We start from the raw sequence: 21349 nt of genomic DNA, 5'->3' as shown, positions 1-21349 counted from the left end.
CGCAAAATTAGTGACGCTGAAATTAGAAGCGGTAGTGCGAGAAAGCCTTGTTGGCCTCAGCCATACGGTGCACGTCTTCACGCTTCTTGACCGCAGCACCTTTACCTTCGGCGGCGTCCAGCAGTTCGCCAGCCAAACGCAGCGCCATTGACTTCTCACCGCGCTTGCGCGCGAAGTCTACCAGCCAACGCATTGCCAGAGCATTACGACGGGACGGACGAACTTCGACAGGAACCTGGTAAGTAGCACCGCCTACACGGCGCGACTTTACTTCGACCAGCGGAGCGATGGCGTCGAGAGCTTTCTCGAAGATTTCCAGGGGGTCGCTGTTCTTGCGTTCTTTAACCTTTTCCAGCGCGCCATAAACGATACGCTCGGCAACGGCTTTTTTGCCGCTTTCCATAACGTGGTTCATGAACTTGGCCAGGATCTGGCTGCCGTATTTTGGATCGTCAAGCACTTCGCGCTTGGCTGCTACGCGTCTTCTTGGCATGGATAAGCCCTAAAACGGTCTTCAGGTTAGCTCGGGACCACCATCCTGCAAGGGATGCGCCCGACCTTACTCTTATCGACTCAGAAAAATAGAAATCTGCAATTTCACACAGAAGCCAAAAACTACTTAGGCTTCTTGGTACCGTATTTCGAGCGACCCTGGTTACGGCCTTTAACGCCGGAAGTATCCAGAGAACCACGAACGGTGTGATAACGAACACCTGGCAAGTCTTTTACACGACCGCCACGGATCAGTACCACGCTGTGCTCTTGCAGGTTGTGACCTTCACCACCGATGTACGAGGAAACCTCGAAACCGTTGGTCAGGCGCACACGGCAGACTTTACGCAATGCCGAGTTAGGTTTTTTCGGCGTGGTGGTATACACACGAGTGCACACACCGCGACGTTGCGGGCAGTTCTGCAGCGCAGGCACGTCGGATTTCTCGACGATACGCTTACGCGGCTGACGTACCAGCTGGTTGATAGTTGCCATCTACTAGCTCCACTGTTGTCTTGCGACGCTATTGTCTTACAAGAAAAGCAAATGACAGGGCACAAGCCCCGCCAAATTTAGGGGTACAAGAGTCTAAAGAGGATCCCGCCCCCAGTCAAGACAAAGCCCCGACATCCTCAAGAGGCAAACAACACGAAAACGTGCTGTCTGCCAGATGAAAATGCCGAGGCTTTAGTCTCAATTACCGCTGGAGTTCAACGCTTCAGTCAGAGCGGCTTCTACTTCGCTCGCGCTGACACGGGTCGGTTTGTCCATTTCACGACGACGCTTGCGCTCGCTGTGATAAGCCAGACCGGTACCGGCCGGGATCAGACGACCCACAACCACGTTTTCCTTCAGGCCGCGCAAATAATCGCGCTTGCCAGTCACAGCCGCCTCGGTCAGCACGCGGGTTGTCTCCTGGAAGGAGGCCGCGGAGATGAACGACTCGGTGGACAGCGATGCCTTGGTGATACCCAGCAACACGCGAGTGAACTTGGAGACAAACTTGTCTTCCGTGCTCAGACGCTCGTTTTCTACCAGTACGTGAGTCAATTCCATCTGGTCGCCCTTGATGAAACTGGAATCGCCAGACTCGGCAATTTCAACCTTGCGCAACATCTGACGCAGAATCGTCTCGATGTGCTTGTCGTTGATCTTCACGCCTTGCAGACGGTATACATCCTGAATCTCGTTGACGATGTACTTGGCCAGCGCACTCACACCCAGCAGACGCAGGATGTCGTGTGGATCGCTAGGACCGTCGGAGATAACTTCGCCGCGGTTCACTTGTTCGCCTTCGAAGACGTTCAGGTGACGCCACTTCGGAATCAGCTCTTCGTACGGATCGCTACCGTCGTTCGGGGTAATGACCAGACGGCGCTTGCCTTTGGTTTCTTTACCGAATGCGATGGTACCGCTGACTTCTGCAAGGATCGACGCCTCTTTCGGACGACGGGCTTCGAACAGGTCGGCAACACGCGGCAGACCACCGGTGATGTCACGAGTCTTCGAAGTTTCCTGCGGAATACGAGCGATAACATCACCGATCGCGATCTGCGCACCGTCAGCCACACCGACCAGGGCGTTGGCCGGCAGGAAGTACTGAGCAGGTACGTCAGTACCCGGCAACAGCAGATCCTTGCCATCCAGACCGACCATCTTCACAGCAGGACGGATGTCCTTGCCGGCAGCCGGACGGTCTTTGGCGTCAAGCACTTCAATGTTGGTCATACCGGTCAATTCGTCTGTCTGACGCTTGATCGTGATGCCTTCTTCCATGCCGACGTAGGTAACAGTACCTTTCATCTCGGTAACGATTGGGTGAGTGTGCGGATCCCACTTGGCCACGATCGAACCAGCGTCGACCTTGTCGCCTTCCTTCACCGAAATCACTGCACCGTATGGCAGCTTGTAACGCTCACGCTCGCGACCGAAGTCATCAGCGATGGCCAGTTCACCGGAGCGGGATACCGCAATCAGGTGACCGTCAACACGCTCAACGTGCTTCAGGTTGTGAAGACGGACAGTACCGCCATTCTTCACCTGAACGCTGTCGGCTGCCGAGGTCCGACTTGCCGCACCACCAATGTGGAACGTACGCATTGTCAGCTGGGTACCCGGCTCACCGATCGACTGTGCAGCGATTACGCCGACAGCTTCACCGATGTTAACCTGGTGACCGCGAGCCAGGTCGCGACCGTAGCACTTGGCACAGATGCCGTAGCGCGTTTCACAGCTGATTGGCGAGCGAACGATCACTTCGTCGATGCTGTTCAGCTCGATGAACTCGACCCACTTCTCGTCTACCAGTGTGCCAGCAGGAACGATGACGTCTTCTGTGCCCGGCTTGAACACGTCACGGGCGATAACCCGACCCAGTACGCGCTCACCCAGCGGCTCTACAACGTCACCGCCTTCAATGTGCGGAGTCATCAGCAGACCGTGCTCGGTACCGCAATCCACCTCGGTAACGACCAGATCCTGAGCAACGTCTACCAGACGGCGAGTCAGATAACCGGAGTTAGCGGTTTTCAGTGCGGTATCCGCAAGACCCTTACGAGCACCGTGAGTGGAGATGAAGTACTGAAGTACGCTCAAACCTTCACGGAAGTTCGCAGTGATCGGCGTTTCGATGATGGAGCCGTCAGGCTTGGCCATCAGACCACGCATACCAGCCAACTGACGAATCTGGGCAGCAGAACCACGCGCACCGGAGTCAGCCATCATGTACATCGAGTTGAAGGATTCCTGGTCAACTTCGACGCCATGACGATCGATGACCTTCTCTTTCGAGAGGTTCGACATCATTGCCTTGGACACTTCGTCGTTGGCCTTGGACCAGAGGTCGATCACCTTGTTGTACTTCTCGCCCTGGGTTACCAGGCCGGAGGCATACTGACTTTCGATCTCTTTAACTTCTTCGGTGGCCGCGTCGATGATGCGAGCTTTTTCATCCGGGATAACGAAGTCGTTAACGCCGATGGAAACACCCGAAATGGTCGAGTAGGCAAAACCGGTGTACATCAACTGGTCAGCGAAGATCACGGTCTCTTTCAAACCAACCACGCGGTAGCACTGGTTAATCAGCTTGGAGATCGCCTTCTTCTTCATGGGCTGGTTGACGACGTCGTAGGACAGGCCGGCCGGAACCACCTGGAACAGCAGCGCACGGCCGACAGTGGTGTCGACGATACGGGTGTTCTTGACGCTGCCACCGTCACGGTCGTTGACCGTTTCGTGGATACGAACTTTGACCTTGGCATGCAGAGCCGCTTCGCCGGCGCGGAATACGCGGTCGACTTCCTGCAGGTCCGCAAACACACGACCTTCGCCCTTGGCGTTGATCGCTTCACGAGTCATGTAATACAGACCCAGTACAACGTCCTGCGAAGGAACGATGATTGGCTCACCGTTGGCTGGCGACAGAATGTTGTTGGTCGACATCATCAGTGCACGCGCTTCGAGCTGAGCTTCCAGCGTCAAAGGTACGTGAACGGCCATCTGGTCGCCGTCGAAGTCGGCGTTGTACGCAGCACAGACCAGCGGGTGCAGCTGAATAGCCTTACCTTCGATCAGTACTGGTTCAAACGCCTGGATGCCCAGACGGTGAAGCGTTGGCGCGCGGTTCAGAAGCACCGGGTGTTCGCGAATTACTTCAGCAAGAACGTCCCAGACCTCTGGCAGCTCGCGCTCGACCATCTTCTTGGCAGCTTTGATGGTCGTGGCCAGGCCACGCATTTCCAGCTTGCCGAAAATGAACGGCTTGAACAGCTCGAGAGCCATTTTTTTCGGCAGACCGCACTGGTGCAGACGCAGGGTCGGACCTACGGTAATTACCGAACGACCCGAGTAGTCAACACGCTTACCGAGCAAGTTCTGACGGAAACGACCCTGTTTACCCTTGATCATGTCAGCCAGGGACTTCAGAGGACGCTTGTTGGAACCTGTGATCGCACGACCGCGACGACCGTTGTCGAGCAGCGCATCGACCGCTTCCTGCAGCATGCGCTTTTCGTTGCGCACGATGATGTCGGGAGCAGACAGATCCAGCAGACGCTTCAGACGGTTGTTACGGTTGATCACTCGACGATACAGATCGTTGAGGTCGGACGTCGCGAAACGACCACCGTCAAGCGGAACCAGAGGACGCAGATCTGGCGGCAGAACCGGCAGAACGGTCAGCACCATCCACTCAGGGAGGTTGCCGGAACCCTGGAAGGCTTCCATCAATTTCAGACGCTTGGACAGCTTCTTGATTTTGGTTTCGGAATTGGTTTGCGGAATTTCTTCACGCAGACGGCCAATTTCGTGCTCCAGATCAATAGCGTGCAGCAGTTCGCGGACAGCCTCGGCACCCATGCGGGCGTCGAAGTCATCACCGAACTCTTCGAGGGCTTCGAAGTATTGCTCGTCGTTCAGCAGCTGACCTTTTTCAAGGGTAGTCATGCCTGGATCGATAACGACATAGCTCTCGAAGTAGAGAACACGTTCGATATCACGCAGGGTCATGTCCATCAGCAAACCGATACGGGACGGCAGCGATTTCAGGAACCAGATGTGAGCAACCGGCGAAGCCAGCTCGATGTGAGCCATGCGCTCGCGACGAACCTTGGCCAGTGCTACTTCAACACCGCATTTTTCGCAGATGACACCGCGGTGCTTCAGGCGCTTGTACTTACCGCACAGGCACTCGTAATCTTTTACCGGGCCAAAGATCTTGGCGCAGAACAGACCGTCACGCTCAGGCTTGAACGTACGGTAGTTGATGGTTTCCGGCTTTTTAACTTCACCGAACGACCAAGAGCGGATCATCTCAGGCGATGCAAGTCCGATACGGATTGCGTCGAACTCTTCGACTTGACCCTGGTTTTTCAGCAAATTCAGTAGGTCTTTCAAGGCTTTTCCTCCTGGCGGAGCAGGGAGCAGGCAATACCGCCCTGCCCCCGATTCGCGTCACGTGTTATTCGGTTTCCAGATCGATATCGATACCGAGCGAACGGATTTCTTTGATCAACACGTTGAAAGACTCGGGCATGCCCGGCTCCATACGGTGATCGCCGTCCACGATGTTTTTGTACATCTTGGTACGACCGTTCACATCGTCCGACTTCACTGTGAGCATTTCCTGCAGAGTGTACGCCGCGCCGTATGCTTCCAGCGCCCACACTTCCATCTCCCCGAAACGCTGACCACCGAACTGTGCCTTACCACCCAGCGGCTGCTGGGTAACCAGGCTGTACGAACCAGTGGAACGCGCGTGCATCTTGTCGTCCACCAAGTGGTTCAGCTTCAGCATGTACATGTAGCCAACCGTTACAGCACGTTCAAACTTGTTGCCGGTACGACCGTCGAACAGCTGCATCTGGCCGCTTTCCGGCATATCTGCCAGCTTGAGCATTGCCTTGATTTCGCTTTCCTTGGCACCGTCGAAAACCGGGGTAGCCATCGGTACGCCGTTACGCAGGTTCTTCGCGAGGTCCAGAATCTCGTTGTCGGTGAAGTCTTCCAGAGACTCCTGACGACCGCCGATTTCGTTATAGATCTCGTTGAGGAACTTACGCAGCTCAGCAACTTTACGCTGCTCTTCAAGCATGCGGTTGATCTTCTCGCCCAGACCTTTGGCCGCGAGGCCCAAGTGAGTTTCAAGAATCTGACCAACGTTCATACGCGAAGGTACGCCCAGCGGGTTGAGGACGATATCCACCGGCGTGCCATTGGCATCGTGCGGCATGTCTTCAACCGGCATGATCACGGAGACCACACCCTTGTTACCGTGACGACCGGCCATCTTGTCGCCCGGCTGGATGCGACGACGGATTGCCAGGTAGACCTTGACGATTTTCAGAACGCCTGGAGCCAGGTCATCGCCTTGCTGCAGTTTGCGTTTCTTGTCTTCGAACTTGTCATCCAGGAGACGGCGACGATCAACGATGTAGGCCTGAGCTTTCTCAAGCTGCTCATTCAGAGCATCTTCAGCCATGCGCAGTTTGAACCACTGACCATGCTCAAGACCATCAAGCACTTCGTTGGTGATTTCCTGACCTTTCTTGAGGCCAGCACCGCCTTCGGCTACACGACCCACCAGCGCAGAGCGCAGACGTTCGAAAGTAGCGCCTTCGACAATACGGAACTCTTCGTTCAGATCCTTACGGATCTCGTCGAGTTGCGACTTCTCGATGGACAGGGCACGCGCATCACGCTCGACGCCATCACGGGTGAAGACCTGAACGTCAATGACAGTACCCTTGGTGCCGGTCGGCACGCGCAGGGAAGTATCTTTAACGTCGCTTGCTTTCTCACCGAAAATCGCGCGCAACAGTTTTTCTTCCGGAGTCAGCTGGGTCTCGCCTTTCGGAGTGACCTTGCCCACCAGGATGTCACCAGCGCCGACTTCGGCACCTACATAAACAATACCGGCTTCGTCCAGCTTGTTCAGAGCCGCTTCACCCACGTTCGGGATGTCGGCGGTGATCTCTTCAGGCCCAAGCTTGGTGTCACGAGCCACACAGGTCAGTTCCTGAATGTGGATCGTTGTGAAGCGGTCTTCTTGAACTACACGCTCGGAGAGGCAGATGGAGTCTTCGAAGTTGAAACCGTTCCAGGCCATGAACGCGATGCGCATGTTCTGACCCAGAGCCAGCTCACCCATATCGGTGGACGGACCGTCGGCCATGATGTCGCTACGCTGAACACGGTCACCCTTGCTGACCAGCGGACGCTGGTTGATGCAGGTGTTCTGGTTCGAACGGGTGTATTTGGTCAGGTTGTAGATATCTACACCTGCTTCACCTGTTTCTACTTCGTCATCGGCAACGCGAACAACGATACGGCTGGCGTCGACAGAGTCGATCACGCCGCCACGACGAGCCACGACGCAAACGCCGGAATCGCGAGCAACGTTGCGCTCCATGCCAGTACCTACCAGCGGCTTGTCGGCACGCAGGGTCGGTACAGCCTGACGCTGCATGTTCGAACCCATCAATGCGCGGTTGGCGTCATCGTGCTCGAGGAACGGGATCAGCGATGCGGCTACCGACACAACCTGCTTGGGCGAAACGTCCATCAGGGTGACATCGGCTGGTGCCTTGACGGTGAATTCGTTCAAGTGACGCACAGCAACCAGCTCGTCGATCAGCTCTTGCTTGTCGTTCATTGCGGCCGAAGCCTGAGCAATGACGTGGTCCGCTTCTTCGATCGCCGAAAGGAAAACGATTTCTTCGGTTACCAGACCTTCCTTGACCACACGGTACGGGCTCTCAAGGAAGCCGTACTGGTTGGTGCGGGCATAAGCCGCCAGGGAGTTGATCAGACCGATGTTCGGACCTTCAGGCGTCTCGATCGGGCAAACACGGCCGTAGTGAGTCGGGTGAACGTCTCGAACTTCAAAGCCAGCACGCTCACGAGTCAGACCGCCAGGGCCGAGTGCAGAAACACGGCGCTTGTGAGTGATCTCGGACAGCGGGTTGTTCTGGTCCATGAACTGGGAAAGCTGGCTGGAACCGAAGAATTCCTTGACCGCCGCCGCAACAGGCTTGGCGTTGATCAGGTCCTGAGGCATCAGGCCTTCGCTTTCTGCCATGGACAGGCGCTCTTTGACAGCGCGCTCGACACGGACCAGACCTACACGGAACTGGTTCTCGGCCATCTCACCAACGCAACGAACGCGACGGTTACCGAGGTGGTCGATGTCATCGACAATGCCTTTGCCGTTACGGATGTCAACGAGGGTCTTGAGGACCGCTACGATGTCTTCCTTGCACAGCACGCCCGAGCCTTCGATTTCAGTACGACCGATACGACGGTTGAACTTCATCCGACCCACAGCAGACAGGTCGTAACGCTCAGGACTGAAGAACAGGTTGTTGAACAGTGTTTCAGCGGCATCCTTGGTTGGCGGCTCGCCAGGACGCATCATGCGATAGATCTCGACCAGCGCTTCCAGTTGGTTGCTGGTGGAGTCGATCTTCAGCGTGTCAGAGACGAACGGACCGCAGTCGATGTCGTTGGTGTACAACGTTTCGATGCGAACGACCTGAGCCTTGGCGATCTTGGCCAGGATTTCAGTGTTCAGCTCGGTGTTGCACTCGGCAATGATCTCACCGGTTGCCGGATGCACGATGACCTTGGCAGTAGTACGACCCAGGACGTAGTCCAGAGGTACTTCCAGCTCTTTGATCCCGGCTTTTTCCAGCTGGTTGATGTGACGAGCAGTAATACGGCGCCCCTGCTCGACAATGACCTTGCCCTTGTCGTCCAGAATATCCAGAACGGCAATTTCACCACGCAGGCGCTGAGGCACCAGTTCCAGGCTCAGGTTTTCGCCGCGCACGTGGAATACGTTGGTGGTGTAGAAAGCATCGAGCACTTGCTCGGTGGTATAACCCAGAGCGCGCAGAAGTACGGACGCAGACAGCTTGCGACGACGGTCGATACGGACGAATACGCAGTCTTTCGGATCGAACTCGAAGTCCAGCCACGAACCGCGGTAAGGAATGATACGAGCGGAGTAAAGCAGCTTACCGGAGCTGTGCGTCTTGCCACGGTCGTGGTCGAAGAATACGCCAGGCGAGCGGTGAAGCTGAGACACGATAACGCGCTCGGTGCCATTGATTACAAAGGTACCGTTTTCAGTCATCAGGGGGATTTCACCCATGTAGACTTCTTGCTCTTTGATGTCCTTGATCGCTTTGTTCGACGATTCTTTGTCGAAAATGATCAGACGGACCTTGACCCGCAGAGGTACTGCGTAAGTCACACCGCGCAGCACGCATTCCTTGACATCAAATGCCGGTTCGCCCAAGCGATAACCTACATACTCCAGCGCAGCATTGCCGGAGTAGCTGATGATCGGGAAAACGGATTTGAAGGCTGCATGCAGACCGACGTCGCGGAACTGATCTTTGGTCGCTCCCGCCTGCAGGAATTCGCGATACGAATCCAGCTGGATGGCCAAGAGATACGGCACATCCATTACGTCCGGCAACTTGCTAAAGTCCTTGCGGATACGTTTTTTCTCAGTATATGAGTAAGCCATCAGCGTTCCCCAGCTTGGTCACCTGCTTGTTTGGCTCCCTCCCGACGGAAGCAGCCAGAAAATCTTGCAAACCCCTTGGTTTGCGCCACCGCCATCGGTGGATACCGCACATTACAAACGTTGACAGCGCCAATCGTCTATAACGGAAAAAGGCCGGTGGCAAAAGCCACCAGCCATCAGCCTTTCGCTAATCGCGTGGGCTGGACACTCAAAGTCGATGCTTATTTCAGCTCGACTTTAGCGCCTGCTTCTTCCAGAGTAGCTTTGGCTTTGTCAGCTGCGTCTTTGGCAACAGCTTCCAGAACCATTGCTGGCGCGCCGTCAACGACTGCCTTGGCTTCTTTCAGGCCCAGACCGGTCAGTTCACGTACTGCCTTGATCACGTTAACTTTCTTCTCGCCAGCTTCCAGCAGCATGACGTTGAATTCAGTTTGTTCTTCAACAACAGCAGCAGCAACAGCTGGACCAGCCGAACCGGCAGCAGCGGTAACGCCGAACTTCTCTTCGAACGCCTTGATCAGCTCTACAACCTGCAGAACGGACATTTCAGCTACGGCGTTAAGGATATCGTCTTGAGAGATGGACATGACTCAATTTCCTGAATTGGGGGACGGCCTACGCGACCATCAAAATAAACAAAAATACGCGAAAAGATCTGACTGAGCCTTAGGCTGCAGCTGCTTCTTTTTGGTCGCGAACAGCCGCCAGAGTACGAGCCAACTTGCTGGTAGCGCCTTGAATCACGCTCATCAGCTGAGAAATTGCTTCGTTACGGGTCGGCAGGCTTGCCAGTACATCGATCTGATTAGCTGCGAGGAACTTGCCCTCGAACGCAGCTGCCTTGATCTCGAACTTGTCCTGACCTTTGGCGAATTCCTTGAACAGACGGGCAGCAGCGCCAGGATGTTCATTGGAGAACGCGATCAAGGTCGGGCCAGTGAACACGTCGTTGAGGACACTGAATTCAGTGTCAGCAACAGCGCGCTTGAGCAGGGTGTTACGTACAACACGTACGTAAACGCCAGCTTCACGAGCCTCTTTACGGAGTCCGGTCATTGCGCCAACCGTCACACCACGGGCATCAGCCACGACAGCGGACAGACCAGCTTTGGCAGCCTCGTTGACTTCAGCGACGATGGCCTTCTTGTCTTCGAGTTTAATTGCCACGGGTTTAACTCCTGCTTGTTACCGTTTCATCCGACCGGAGTCAGATGTCGTTTTGGTGTCTGATTCGGTAAGGAACCGGGAGCACCATCTGCGTAGGCTTGAGGTTTAAGACTTGCGTCGCCTACGGTCTTGGATAGCCCCCGCCAGGCAGGGACCCCAATCTTTCAAACGGTACGGCGTCAAAACCGCACCGCTTCTGTCTTACGCTTCCAACGAACCCTGGTCGATGACCAGGCCTGGGCCCATAGTGGTGCTCAGGGTGATGCGCTTGACGTAAATACCTTTCGAAGAAGCAGGCTTGATACGCTTAAGGTCAGCGATCAGGGCTTCAACGTTTTCCTTCAGCTTGACAGCGTCGAAACCGACCTTGCCAACGGAAGTGTGGATGATGCCGTTTTTGTCGGTGCGATAACGAACCTGACCAGCCTTGGCGTTCTTGACGGCGTTAGCCACGTCAGGAGTAACGGTGCCGACTTTCGGGTTAGGCATCAGACCACGAGGACCGAGAACCTGACCCAACTGACCCACAACGCGCATTGCGTCCGGGGAAGCGATAACGACGTCATAGTTCAGATCGCCCGCTTTCATTTCAGCAGCCAGATCGTCCATACCAACGCGATCAGCACCAGCAGCCAGAGCAGCTTCAGCAGCAGGGCCCTGGGTGAACACTGCAACGCGTACAGTTTTACCAGTGCCGTGCGGCAGTACGGTAGCGCTACGAACAACCTGGTCGGACTTACGAGGATCGACACCCAGGTTAACAGCAACGTCTACAGACTCGCTGAACTTGACGGTCGACAGCTCGGTCAGCAGGGCTGCGGCGTCTACGAAATTGTAAGACTTACCAGCTTCGATCTTGCTGGCGATTGCCTTTTGACGCTTGGTCAGCTTAGCCATTACACACCCTCCACGTTAAGGCCCATGCTACGAGCGGAACCGGCGATAGTACGCACGGCCGCCTCCATGTCAGCTGCAGTCAGATCCGCGTTTTTTGCTTTAGCGATATCTTCCAGCTGAGCACGAGTCACGGTGCCAACTTTAACGGTGTTCGGGCGAGCCGAGCCGCTGGTCAAGCCTGCAGCTTTCTTCAGCAGAACCGATGCAGGGGTACTTTTTGTTTCGAAAGTGAAGCTACGGTCGCTGTATACAGTGATGATCACTGGAGTCGGCAAGCCTGGCTCAATACCCTGAGTACGGGCGTTGAACGCTTTGCAGAATTCCATGATGTTCACACCGTGCTGACCCAGAGCAGGACCAACTGGCGGGCTTGGGTTAGCCTGAGCGGCTTTCACTTGCAGCTTGATGTATGCGGTTATCTTCTTGGCCATGAGGCACTCCAATTACGGGTTCAAGCGCCAATAAAGGCTCCCCGGTTACTTACGCGTATATCCCAGTGACGAAAAAACCCCACAGCCTTGGGCTGCGGGGTATGGGATTCCAGCTCAGTTATGCCTTTTCGACCTGACTGAACTCTAGCTCTACCGGGGTAGAGCGTCCGAAAATGAGCACCGCCACTTGAATCCGGCTCTTTTCGTAGTTAACTTCTTCAACCGTGCCATTGAAATCGGCGAACGGACCGTCGGTGACACGAACAACCTCACCCGGCTCGAACAGCGTTTTCGGCTTCGGCTTGTCGCTACCGTCAGCGACACGACGCAGAATCGCTTCTGCCTCTTTATCAGTGATGGGAGCAGGCTTGTCAGCGGTACCGCCGATGAAGCCCATGACACGCGGGGTGTCCTTGACCAAGTGCCAAGTACCCTCATTCATATCCATCTGAACAAGCACATAACCTGGGAAGAACTTGCGTTCGCTTTTGCGTTTCTGGCCATTACGCATTTCAACCACTTCTTCAGTGGGAACCAGAATTTCGCCGAAGCCATCTTCCATGCCTGCCAGCTTCACACGCTCGATCAACGAGCGCATGACATGCTTCTCGTAACCCGAGTAAGCATGCACTACGTACCAACGCTTAGCCACGGGACACCCTTAGCCAACTATCAAGGAAACAAGCCAGCCGAGCAGGGAATCAAGCCCCCACAACAGCAACGCCATAACCAACACAACTGCCACAACGATCAACGTGGTTTGAGTGATTTCTTGGCGAGTAGGCCATACGACTTTACGAATCTCAGCGCGAGCTTCTTTCGCCAAAACGAAGAAGGCTTTACCCTTACCGGTCTGCAGCGCGACAAATGCAGCTGCAGCAGCAATCACAAGGAGAGCAAGAACGCGGTACAGGATCGGCTCAGCAGAATAATACTGATTACCGACAACACCCACGACAACCAAAACGACTACCAGGAGCCACTTCAGCATATCAAAGCGAGAGTCTGATGCTTCAGCCTTGGGATTCATCTACGGAGATCCTGTGAAAAGAAAGCCAGATTACATCTAGGAAATCTGGCAGGTCAGGAGGGAATCGAACCCCCAACCTACGGTTTTGGAGACCGTCGCTCTGCCAATTGAGCTACTGACCTAAAAGCAAAATCAGGCCGACCATTATGCGGACCTGACGAGAGTTTTTCAACACCTTATTCAGGGAGCGCCTTACAGGTGACGCACTCCGAACAAGCTTCAAGCGGATCACGCACAGCGCAACCACCTAAAACAAAGGCAGATATTTTCATATCTGCCTTTAGCAATGGAGCTCTTGAGCGGATTTGAACCGCTGACCTCACCCTTACCAAGGGTGTGCTCTACCAACTGAGCTACAAGAGCAAAACACAATGCATGAACCACAAACCTGGAGCGGGTAGCGGGAATCGAACCCGCATCATCAGCTTGGAAGGCTGAGGTTCTACCACTAAACTATACCCGCGCAATTTGCAGATCGCGCTAAATCTGGTGGAGGGGGAAGGATTCGAACCTTCGAAGTCGTAGACGTCAGATTTACAGTCTGATCCCTTTGGCCGCTCGGGAACCCCTCCTAAGCGAGGCAGCATTCTCAACTCATGCTGCCCTTCTGTCAACCTTTTTCTCAGTAAAAACCTGAGGTTACATGCGTTGACTACTACCACCCCGTTCGCGAGACTTTCACCTCGCTGCGAAGCGGGCGCCATTCTATGTAAACTACTCAGCAGTTGCAATGCCCTCGCACGACATTATTTGATTTTTTAATTGTGGGAAATCCTGACTCAATTGATTGATCACACCTGCCTCCACAAGACGTCGGCTTTCCGGGGCAATCCTTAACCAGTAAGCCGTCGCCCCATTCGTTTGCAGCGACTGAAATTGAGACTGGATATCCAGACTGTTCAAGCGCTGCTCCACCAGGCGAGCATCCTCTTGCCTCGCAAAGCCACCGACATACAGGCACTTCGTGTCGGCATCATGCGACATGCGCCCCGCATCCGACTCACTAAGCAGGCGAATATCCTGCTGGGGAGCGCGATGCAACGACAATGGCATGACCTCTTTAGCCCTGAGCGGAACCTCCTGCTGATGCCAGAGGTAATAAAAGGCATTAAGCATCAACAGCAGAAGAAATAACCAACGCATAGAGACCTCAACGCAAAGGGCAAGCCAGAGCCAGACCCACGAAGACCAGATCAGGAACAATACGAGCCCCCGGCAGTACATCCGCAACCAGCGCAGCATCCCCGCCAGTCACAAAAATAGCAAAATCGTTGCCCCAGTACCCCTGTGCTATCTCAATCTGAGTCAATGCAAACCCACGAAGCATCAACGAGCAGCCGCGCTCTACAGCCTTTGCAGTTGCACGCCCTGGAACAAGTCGGGCTAGGGCTTTTTCAGCCTCTGTGTCGTCATATCTGATGCGACGGGTATGGGTACGCAACTGATTGCGCATCAAGGGCATTCCAGGACAGATAAAGCCACCGAGATGCGCACCACCGGCGTCGACAAAATCAGACGTCACAGCAGTTCCCAGATCAATCACCAGGCTCGCGCTTCTGGCGAGATGGTAAGCACCTACGAAAGCCAGCCAGCGGTCCAGCCCCAGACGCGCGAAGTCATCATAGCCATTTATCACGCCAGCAAGCTCTTGAGCAGGTTCCGCGCAGACAGGCGCAACGGAAAAGGTGTCAGCCAGCAAAGAGACAAGCCTCGCCGTTTCTTCGGCACTACGCACACTCACCAGACGGCAGTCAGTGAATGATGTGTCAGGCAGATTACTCAAGTGCATCAGCAAGGCAGCATCGGAGTCCACAACGCCGCCGCTAATCACTGCCGCATCGTTCTTCGCCGTTATCCGCCACTTGATGAAGCTGTTGCCACAGTCGAGCTCAAGAATCATCTCGCAACCTCAGGCTGAGCTCGCCACCACTAAAGCTCTTTTCTACCCCATTCACTTCCAAACGCAACGCTCCAAGCGAGTCGACCCCCAACACTACCCCTTCAACTGCCTCAGCGCCTGAAAGCAATCTGACAGCAGCTCCCTGCCACAAATGTCCGCGCTCCCACTCATCCTGAAAAGCCACGAAGCCTTCTTTGCGATGAACTGCCAGAAGAGACTCAAGCTGACTGCTTATAAGGGCTGCAATCCGATTCCGATCAGCAAGGCTGCCCGTTTCGAGTCGAATCGACGTCCATAGCTGATCCACTTCGCTGGATGACCGCATGTTCACGTTCAGCCCTATTCCGATGATCACATGACAAACGTCTGCCGGATCCCCAACAAGCTCGAGCAAAATGCCAGCAATCTTCTGTCTTCCGACCAGCACATCATTAGGCCATTTCAGGCCCGCGCCTTGAACCCCAATGTCGCGCAGTACGTTCATCACAGCCAATCCGACCAAAAGGCTGAGACCTTCCAGCTGACGCATTCCACCATCAATGCGCAGGACCAGACTGTAATAGAGGTTCTCGGCAAATGGACTTACCCACTTTCGACCCCGCCTCCCCCTTCCCGAGGTTTGCTGCTCGGCCACTACCAGTAAAGGCATGGGAGCCCCGTGAGCAATAAGACGCGTGGCCTCTGCATTGGTTGAGTCGATAGTGTCGTAAGTGCGTACAGACCAGCTGGCGGGGAATCCGCACTGAGCTATGCCAGCGGGGCTTAAAAGCGAAATAGGCGTTGCCAGTCGATAACCCCGTCCGCGCACTTTATGCACCTCTATGCCCAGGTCAGCTTCAAGCTGCTGAAGCTGCTTCCAGACCGCACTGCGGCTTATGCCGAGGGCATTGCCAAATACCTGTCCAGAATGAAATGCACCATCGGCAAGAAGCTTTAACAAGGTCAGCATTTGGAGTCGCCCGGCAATGAGGCACGCATAATAGCCACGCAGAGGCATGCTGCATAGAAACGAAAACGTATTTTCATGGCAGTTTTTGTGCAGCAGAAAAACAAAAACCCTCAACGCGTAAGCGATGAGGGTTTCTGGAATTTAATCTTGACGATGACCTACTCTCACATGGGGAAACCCCACACTACCATTGGCGATACATCGTTTCACTACTGAGTTCGGGATGGGATCAGGTGGTTCCAATGTTCTATGGTCGTCAAGAAATTCGGGTACCGAATCGTGCCTTGCGGCGCGCTTCAGCAAATCGGGTATGTGATAGCTCGGTGCGGTTGTGACGCAAACTTTCGGTTCGTGTCATCTTCACAGTCACCGCAATCTGATGCTCCTGTCAGGAAGTCCATTCAAATTGCTTGGGTGTTATATGGTCAAGCCTCACGGGCAATTAGTATTGGTTAGCTCAACGCCTCACAGCGCTTACACACCCAACCTATCAACGTCGTAGTCTTCGACGGCCCTTCAGGGAACTCAAGGTTCCAGTGAGATCTCATCTTGAGGCAAGTTTCCCGCTTAGATGCTTTCAGCGGTTATCTTTTCCGAACATAGCTACCCGGCAATGCCACTGGCGTGACAACCGGAACACCAGAGGTTCGTCCACTCCGGTCCTCTCGTACTAGGAGCAGCCCCTCTCAAATCTCAAACGTCCACGGCAGATAGGGACCGAACTGTCTCACGACGTTCTAAACCCAGCTCGCGTACCACTTTAAATGGCGAACAGCCATACCCTTGGGACCGGCTTCAGCCCCAGGATGTGATGAGCCGACATCGAGGTGCCAAACACCGCCGTCGATATGAACTCTTGGGCGGTATCAGCCTGTTATCCCCGGAGTACCTTTTATCCGTTGAGCGATGGCCCTTCCATACAGAACCACCGGATCACTAAGACCTACTTTCGTACCTGCTCGACGTGTCTGTCTCGCAGTCAAGCGCGCTTTTGCCTTTATACTCTACGACCGATTTCCGACCGGTCTGAGCGCACCTTCGTACTCCTCCGTTACTCTTTAGGAGGAGACCGCCCCAGTCAAACTACCCACCATACACTGTCCTCGATCCGGATAACGGACCTGAGTTAGAACCTCAAAGTTGCCAGGGTGGTATTTCAAGGTTGGCTCCACGCAGACTGGCGTCCACGCTTCAAAGCCTCCCACCTATCCTACACAAGCAAATTCAAAGTCCAGTGCAAAGCTATAGTAAAGGTTCACGGGGTCTTTCCGTCTAGCCGCGGATACACTGCATCTTCACAGCGATTTCAATTTCACTGAGTCTCGGGTGGAGACAGCGCCGCCATCGTTACGCCATTCGTGCAGGTCGGAACTTACCCGACAAGGAATTTCGCTACCTTAGGACCGTTATAGTTACGGCCGCCGTTTACCGGGGCTTCGATCAAGAGCTTCGCTTGCGCTAACCCCATCAATTAACCTTCCGGCACCGGGCAGGCGTCACACCCTATACGTCCACTTTCGTGTTTGCAGAGTGCTGTGTTTTTAATAAACAGTCGCAGCGGCCTGGTATCTTCGACCGGCGTGGGCTTACGCAGTAAATGCTTCACCCTCACCGGCGCACCTTCTCCCGAAGTTACGGTGCCATTTTGCCTAGTTCCTTCACCCGAGTTCTCTCAAGCGCCTTGGTATTCTCTACCCAACCACCTGTGTCGGTTTGGGGTACGGTTCCTGGTTACCTGAAGCTTAGAAGCTTTTCTTGGAAGCATGGCATCAACCACTTCGCGTTCTAAAGAACACTCGTCATCAGCTCTCGGCCTTGAGATCCCGGATTTACCTAAGATCTCAGCCTACCACCTTAAACCTGGACAACCAACGCCAGGCTGGCCTAGCCTTCTCCGTCCCTCCATCGCAATAACCAGAAGTACAGGAATATTAACCTGTTTTCCATCGACTACGCTTTTCAGCCTCGCCTTAGGGACCGACTAACCCTGCGTCGATTAACGTTGCGCAGGAAACCTTGGTCTTTCGGCGTGGGTGTTTTTCACACCCATTGTCGTTACTCATGTCAGCATTCGCACTTCTGATACCTCCAGCAAGCTTCTCAACTCACCTTCACAGGCTTACAGAACGCTCCTCTACCGCATCATCATAAGATGATACCCGTAGCTTCGGTGCATGGTTTGAGCCCCGTTACATCTTCCGCGCAGGCCGACTCGACTAGTGAGCTATTACGCTTTCTTTAAAGGGTGGCTGCTTCTAAGCCAACCTCCTAGCTGTCTAAGCCTTCCCACATCGTTTCCCACTTAACCATGACTTTGGGACCTTAGCTGACGGTCTGGGTTGTTTCCCTTTTCACGACGGACGTTAGCACCCGCCGTGTGTCTCCCATGCTCGGCACTTGTAGGTATTCGGAGTTTGCATCGGTTTGGTAAGTCGGGATGACCCCCTAGCCGAAACAGTGCTCTACCCCCTACAGTGATACATGAGGCGCTACCTAAATAGCTTTCGAGGAGAACCAGCTATCTCCGAGCTTGATTAGCCTTTCACTCCGATCCACAGGTCATCCGCTAACTTTTCAACGGTAGTCGGTTCGGTCCTCCAGTTAGTGTTACCCAACCTTCAACCTGCCCATGGATAGATCGCCCGGTTTCGGGTCTATTCCCAGCGACTAGACGCCCTATTAAGACTCGCTTTCGCTACGCCTCCCCTATTCGGTTAAGCTCGCCACTGAAAATAAGTCGCTGACCCATTATACAAAAGGTACGCAGTCACCCAACAAAGTGGGCTCCCACTGCTTGTACGCATACGGTTTCAGGATCTATTTCACTCCGCTCTCCGCGGTTCTTTTCGCCTTTCCCTCACGGTACTGGTTCACTATCGGTCAGTCAGTAGTATTTAGCCTTGGAGGATGGTCCCCCCATATTCAGACAAGGTTTCTCGTGCCCCGTCCTACTCGATTTCATTGCAAAGGGATTTTCGCGTACAGGGCTATCACCCACTATGGCCGTCCTTTCCAGAACGTTCCGCTAATCTCAATACAACTTAAGGGCTGGTCCCCGTTCGCTCGCCACTACTAAGGGAATCTCGGTTGATTTCTTTTCCTCAGGGTACTTAGATGTTTCAGTTCCCCTGGTTCGCTTCTTGCACCTATGTATTCAGTACAAGATAACCACCTTATGATGGCTGGGTTCCCCCATTCAGACATCTCCGGATCACAGTCTGTTTGCCGACTCCCCGAAGCTTTTCGCAGGCTACCACGTCTTTCATCGCCTCTGACTGCCAAGGCATCCACCGTATGCGCTTCTTCACTTGACCATATAACCCCAAGCAATCTGGTTATACTGTGAAGACGACATTCGCCGAAAGTTTGCATTCACAAACTTTACCTTAGCCCGGACACGCACCAGTGAAAGAGGTGCCCGGTCTATTTCTTTCTATCACATACCCAAATTTTTAAAGAACGATCTAATCAAAGACTAGAAATCAACATTCACTCATTGATCATCAGGATCAATGGAATGCTCATTTCTAGGCTTTCAAACAGAAGCAGTAAGTGGTGGAGCCAAGCGGGATCGAACCGCTGACCTCCTGCGTGCAAGGCAGGCGCTCTCCCAGCTGAGCTATGGCCCCGTATTTCTACAGCCGTTTCCCACACAAAATTGGTGGGTCTGGGCAGATTCGAACTGCCGACCTCACCCTTATCAGGGGTGCGCTCTAACCAACTGAGCTACAGACCCAATTTCGAGCTTGTAGCCGCTAGCGTTGAGCTATCAGCTTGGAGCTTAAAGCTGCTTCTAATCGTCTTCTTCAATGAATCAAGCAATTCGTGTGGGTGCTTATGGCGCAGCTGAGTCGTCGATTAAGGAGGTGATCCAGCCGCAGGTTCCCCTACGGCTACCTTGTTACGACTTCACCCCAGTCATGAATCACACCGTGGTAACCGTCCTCCCGAAGGTTAGACTAGCTACTTCTGGTGCAACCCACTCCCATGGTGTGACGGGCGGTGTGTACAAGGCCCGGGAACGTATTCACCGCGACATTCTGATTCGCGATTACTAGCGATTCCGACTTCACGCAGTCGAGTTGCAGACTGCGATCCGGACTACGATCGGTTTTGTGAGATTAGCTCCACCTCGCGGCTTGGCAACCCTCTGTACCGACCATTGTAGCACGTGTGTAGCCCAGGCCGTAAGGGCCATGATGACTTGACGTCATCCCCACCTTCCTCCGGTTTGTCACCGGCAGTCTCCTTAGAGTGCCCACCATAACGTGCTGGTAACTAAGGACAAGGGTTGCGCTCGTTACGGGACTTAACCCAACATCTCACGACACGAGCTGACGACAGCCATGCAGCACCTGTCTCAATGCTCCCGAAGGCACCAATCCATCTCTGGAAAGTTCATTGGATGTCAAGGCCTGGTAAGGTTCTTCGCGTTGCTTCGAATTAAACCACATGCTCCACCGCTTGTGCGGGCCCCCGTCAATTCATTTGAGTTTTAACCTTGCGGCCGTACTCCCCAGGCGGTCAACTTAATGCGTTAGCTGCGCCACTAAGAGCTCAAGGCTCCCAACGGCTAGTTGACATCGTTTACGGCGTGGACTACCAGGGTATCTAATCCTGTTTGCTCCCCACGCTTTCGCACCTCAGTGTCAGTATCAGTCCAGGTGGTCGCCTTCGCCACTGGTGTTCCTTCCTATATCTACGCATTTCACCGCTACACAGGAAATTCCACCACCCTCTACCATACTCTAGCTTGCCAGTTTTGGATGCAGTTCCCAGGTTGAGCCCGGGGATTTCACATTCAACTTAACAAACCACCTACGCGCGCTTTACGCCCAGTAATTCCGATTAACGCTTGCACCCTCTGTATTACCGCGGCTGCTGGCACAGAGTTAGCCGGTGCTTATTCTGTCGGTAACGTCAAAACAATCACGTATTAGGTAACTGCCCTTCCTCCCAACTTAAAGTGCTTTACAATCCGAAGACCTTCTTCACACACGCGGCATGGCTGGATCAGGCTTTCGCCCATTGTCCAATATTCCCCACTGCTGCCTCCCGTAGGAGTCTGGACCGTGTCTCAGTTCCAGTGTGACTGATCATCCTCTCAGACCAGTTACGGATCGTCGCCTTGGTGAGCCATTACCTCACCAACTAGCTAATCCGACCTAGGCTCATCTGATAGCGCAAGGCCCGAAGGTCCCCTGCTTTCTCCCGTAGGACGTATGCGGTATTAGCGTCCGTTTCCGAGCGTTATCCCCCACTACCAGGCAGATTCCTAGGCATTACTCACCCGTCCGCCGCTCGCCACCAGGTACAAGTACCCGTGCTGCCGCTCGACTTGCATGTGTTAGGCCTGCCGCCAGCGTTCAATCTGAGCCATGATCAAACTCTTCAGTTCAAACATCTAACTGGGTTTTGAGAAAACCCTAAACTTGGCTCAACAATCGTTGGT

The 21349-nt window shown here is 54.2% G+C and carries 13 protein-coding genes, 6 tRNA genes and 3 rRNA genes; all 22 read right to left on the bottom strand.

Annotated features, from left to right (window positions below; all coding sequences use genetic code 11):
• Nucleotides 1-22: 22 nt before the first annotated feature.
• Entirely contained in the window at nt 23-493 is a 471-nt protein-coding gene (rpsG, locus tag LJU29_RS03185) for a 30S ribosomal protein S7 (RefSeq protein ID WP_002555493.1), read from the bottom strand.
• A gap of 122 nt (nt 494-615) precedes the next feature.
• Nucleotides 616-987: a 30S ribosomal protein S12 gene (rpsL, locus tag LJU29_RS03180; RefSeq protein ID WP_002555494.1), complete on the bottom strand. Its 372-nt coding sequence runs from the start codon at nt 985-987 to the stop codon at nt 616-618.
• A 198-nt stretch (nt 988-1185) separates the two neighbouring features.
• Nucleotides 1186-5385 carry a DNA-directed RNA polymerase subunit beta' gene (rpoC, locus tag LJU29_RS03175; protein WP_257111635.1) on the bottom strand — a complete coding sequence of 1400 codons (4200 nt, stop codon included), beginning with the start codon at nt 5383-5385 and terminating at the stop codon, nt 1186-1188.
• A gap of 64 nt (nt 5386-5449) precedes the next feature.
• The gene (rpoB, locus tag LJU29_RS03170; protein ID WP_257111634.1) at nt 5450-9523 is read right to left on the bottom strand and encodes a DNA-directed RNA polymerase subunit beta; all 4074 of its coding nucleotides are present in this window, start codon (nt 9521-9523) and stop codon (nt 5450-5452) included.
• A gap of 221 nt (nt 9524-9744) precedes the next feature.
• Nucleotides 9745-10110 (bottom strand): 50S ribosomal protein L7/L12, encoded by a 366-nt coding sequence (rplL, locus tag LJU29_RS03165; RefSeq protein ID WP_002555497.1) that lies wholly within the window; start codon nt 10108-10110, stop codon nt 9745-9747.
• Nucleotides 10111-10189: 79 nt separating this feature from the next.
• The gene (rplJ, locus tag LJU29_RS03160; RefSeq protein ID WP_002555498.1) at nt 10190-10690 is read right to left on the bottom strand and encodes a 50S ribosomal protein L10; all 501 of its coding nucleotides are present in this window, start codon (nt 10688-10690) and stop codon (nt 10190-10192) included.
• 201 nt (nt 10691-10891) lie between these two features.
• Nucleotides 10892-11587: a 50S ribosomal protein L1 gene (rplA, locus tag LJU29_RS03155; protein ID WP_002555499.1), complete on the bottom strand. Its 696-nt coding sequence runs from the start codon at nt 11585-11587 to the stop codon at nt 10892-10894.
• Nucleotides 11587-12018, bottom strand: coding sequence for a 50S ribosomal protein L11 (rplK, locus tag LJU29_RS03150; RefSeq protein ID WP_002555500.1), 432 nt, complete (start codon nt 12016-12018; stop codon nt 11587-11589). The genes rplA and rplK overlap by 1 nt, the downstream gene beginning before the upstream one ends.
• 118 nt (nt 12019-12136) lie before the next feature.
• A complete protein-coding gene (nusG, locus tag LJU29_RS03145; RefSeq protein ID WP_002555501.1) occupies nt 12137-12670 on the bottom strand; it encodes a transcription termination/antitermination protein NusG in 534 nt (177 codons plus the stop codon).
• Between the two features lie 9 nt (nt 12671-12679).
• A complete protein-coding gene (gene secE / locus LJU29_RS03140; RefSeq protein ID WP_257111633.1) occupies nt 12680-13048 on the bottom strand; it encodes a preprotein translocase subunit SecE in 369 nt (122 codons plus the stop codon).
• Between the two features lie 46 nt (nt 13049-13094).
• A tRNA-Trp gene (locus LJU29_RS03135) sits at nt 13095-13170 on the bottom strand.
• A gap of 165 nt (nt 13171-13335) precedes the next feature.
• Nucleotides 13336-13411 (bottom strand) — tRNA-Thr (locus tag LJU29_RS03130).
• 26 nt (nt 13412-13437) lie between these two features.
• Nucleotides 13438-13511, bottom strand: a tRNA-Gly gene (locus LJU29_RS03125).
• A 24-nt stretch (nt 13512-13535) separates the two neighbouring features.
• Nucleotides 13536-13620 (bottom strand) — tRNA-Tyr (locus LJU29_RS03120).
• Between the two features lie 142 nt (nt 13621-13762).
• Nucleotides 13763-14191 (bottom strand): hypothetical protein, encoded by a 429-nt coding sequence (locus LJU29_RS03115; RefSeq protein ID WP_257111632.1) that lies wholly within the window; start codon nt 14189-14191, stop codon nt 13763-13765.
• A gap of 7 nt (nt 14192-14198) precedes the next feature.
• Nucleotides 14199-14948: a pantothenate kinase gene (locus LJU29_RS03110; RefSeq protein WP_257111631.1), complete on the bottom strand. Its 750-nt coding sequence runs from the start codon at nt 14946-14948 to the stop codon at nt 14199-14201.
• Nucleotides 14938-15897: a bifunctional biotin--[acetyl-CoA-carboxylase] ligase/biotin operon repressor BirA gene (gene birA / locus LJU29_RS03105; RefSeq protein WP_257111630.1), complete on the bottom strand. Its 960-nt coding sequence runs from the start codon at nt 15895-15897 to the stop codon at nt 14938-14940. Before birA ends, LJU29_RS03110 begins: the two co-directional genes overlap by 11 nt.
• A 145-nt stretch (nt 15898-16042) precedes the next feature.
• Nucleotides 16043-16158, bottom strand: a 5S ribosomal RNA gene (gene rrf, locus LJU29_RS03100).
• Nucleotides 16159-16318: 160 nt separating this feature from the next.
• Nucleotides 16319-19211 (bottom strand): 23S ribosomal RNA (locus LJU29_RS03095).
• Nucleotides 19212-19450: 239 nt separating this feature from the next.
• Nucleotides 19451-19526: transfer RNA gene (locus tag LJU29_RS03090), tRNA-Ala, on the bottom strand.
• A 30-nt stretch (nt 19527-19556) separates the two neighbouring features.
• A tRNA-Ile gene (locus LJU29_RS03085) sits at nt 19557-19633 on the bottom strand.
• A 123-nt stretch (nt 19634-19756) separates the two neighbouring features.
• A 16S ribosomal RNA gene (locus tag LJU29_RS03080) occupies nt 19757-21295 on the bottom strand.
• Together the 16S, 23S and 5S rRNA genes with 2 tRNA genes alongside form the textbook arrangement of a ribosomal RNA operon.
• Between the last annotated feature and the right edge of the window lie 54 nt (nt 21296-21349).

Source organism: Pseudomonas ficuserectae (assembly GCF_024584585.1).
GTDB classification, from domain to species: Bacteria; Pseudomonadota; Gammaproteobacteria; order Pseudomonadales; family Pseudomonadaceae; genus Aquipseudomonas; species Aquipseudomonas amygdali.
This window is presented reverse-complemented; position numbering and strand designations above follow the sequence as displayed.